Origin of the sequence: Sphaerochaeta sp. S2 (assembly GCF_016406725.1) — a bacterium.
In the GTDB taxonomy this organism is placed as follows: Bacteria; Spirochaetota; Spirochaetia; order Sphaerochaetales; family Sphaerochaetaceae; genus Sphaerochaeta.
This window is the reverse complement of record NZ_JAEKNT010000489.1, coordinates 1-1,773: the sequence shown is the minus strand read 5'-3', so window position 1 is coordinate 1,773 and position 1,773 is coordinate 1. Positions and strand designations below refer to the sequence as shown.

Below are 1,773 nucleotides of genomic sequence, written 5' to 3'. Positions count from 1 at the left end.
GAGCATTCCACCTGCCATACTGTTGAAACTCTGTGCAATGGCAACAGAAGCCATTCCTACAGCAAACAAACGAATATAACTCATGATATTTGAGAATGCGCTGATTGTATTGAGGAAGGTGGTGAAAAAACCACCCAATCCACTGGCAAGGCCTTTCCCAAACTTGATCCCGGGGCCTTGTGATCCAAAGACAACCACCAACAGAAACCCTGCCCCTACTACAGAAGCAACATACATCATATTTGCAGGCTCACCGATGACCAATTGCAATACCACAAAATAGAGGGCCAGAATATCCATCAACCATCCGATATCGGCAACAAAGCTCAGGTCCTTCTTGGGAATCTTGTGGATTACATTGAGAATGCAAGCCAAGCTCAGTTGGACCGTTCCAATGATGAAGCAGAACTTCATGACTGTATTTTGAGCGGTACTGGCAGTCAAACCAAAAAGTTCAGGATAGTTTGATATGGATGGAATGACCAGGGTCTGAAGGAATGGAACTGCCAGAAGTATTTCCTTGGAGCCAAACCAGGTACCCGTCAAGGACCCCCACACAATTGTTGCAATACTCAGCACATAGAGCAACATGACCATGGTATTCGCTTGCTTGGCTTTTGCGTGTAAAAGAACAGCAGTCGCCATGAAGATAATGCCATAACCTGCATCCCCGATGATCATCGCAAAGAACAAGGTAAAGAACAACAGGAACCAGGTACTGACATCATTCTCACGATAACCAGGAACAGTGCCAAGAATATCAAACACTGGCTTGATGATTCCCACTCCCTTTGGATACTTGATCAAGGTTGGTGGAGTATCTTCTTCGGTGGCTTCATCCAACTGATAAGCCCAACCCTTATCCTTGGCAAGGGATATAAAGTCATCTGCCTTGGTTTCTGGAAGATAGCCCGAAAGCCAGACCAGGTCCTCTCCCCCTTCAAGTTGTTCCCCAACCTCCTCAAAGCGCATTGCCATCTCCAGCTTCTTCAATTGGAATGAAAAAGCATCAAGATAAGTACCTGCCTCCTTGAGAGCTTTGACTACATCCTTCAGGCGACTCTCATCAGAAGCTTTTCTGTTCTGTAAAAACCCAAGACCATGTTCACTCATGGTAAAGGGTTTGGCTGGAACGGATGAGTCGAGTGCTTCCCCTACAGTTGCAATGGCCATCTGTCCGGCAACAGGAGAGAGCTCAATATATTGGATAGAGGGATCCAGGTTCTTCAGGTCCTTCTTGGAAAGGGTATAGAAAAACAATTTAATCCCCTCATGGGATAATTGCCTTACTTCCTCTGGGTCGAAATCGCCCCACTCCTTCAGCTCCTCAATCTGACCTGAGTCAGCCTTGATTTCCTCTACGAGGTCATCTCTTGTCTCCAATAGTCCTTGATAGCGTTCAAGAAGCTCATAAAACACTTCATCAGAGACTTCACTCTGGGAAGGCATATGCTTTTTGTCTTGCAGATCAAGAATGACATTCCGTAAGCTGTATATTTGGTCATAACGCTTTTGGAGTTGTTCTATCTTTTGACTCTGGACCTGTTCACTGGTTATATGGAGCAGACCACCTTTTCTGAGATCCCTGAGCATGGTACGGCCATTATGTGCCTGAACGACGATGTAGGCCTTTTTCATTGGTACAATCATCTCATGCCCCCTGCATCAGCTTTTTCTTGGCGATCTTACCACGGACTACAGCAGCAGTCTGCTGGTCACCCAGGTAAATGGCAATACGACGGATATTATCCTTTGCCTCAGGTATCTTCACCT

The 1,773-nt window shown here is 46.0% G+C and carries 2 protein-coding genes; both read right to left on the bottom strand.

What is annotated here, in order from left to right:
- Positions 1 to 1,650: ATPase (locus JF818_RS14295; RefSeq protein ID WP_198892650.1), on the bottom strand; the 1,650-nt coding region annotated here is incomplete at its 3' end.
- Position 1,651: 1 nt separating this feature from the next.
- The coding region (locus tag JF818_RS14290) for a V-type ATP synthase subunit D (RefSeq protein ID WP_304945018.1) at positions 1,652 to 1,773 on the bottom strand (122 nt) is incomplete at its 5' end.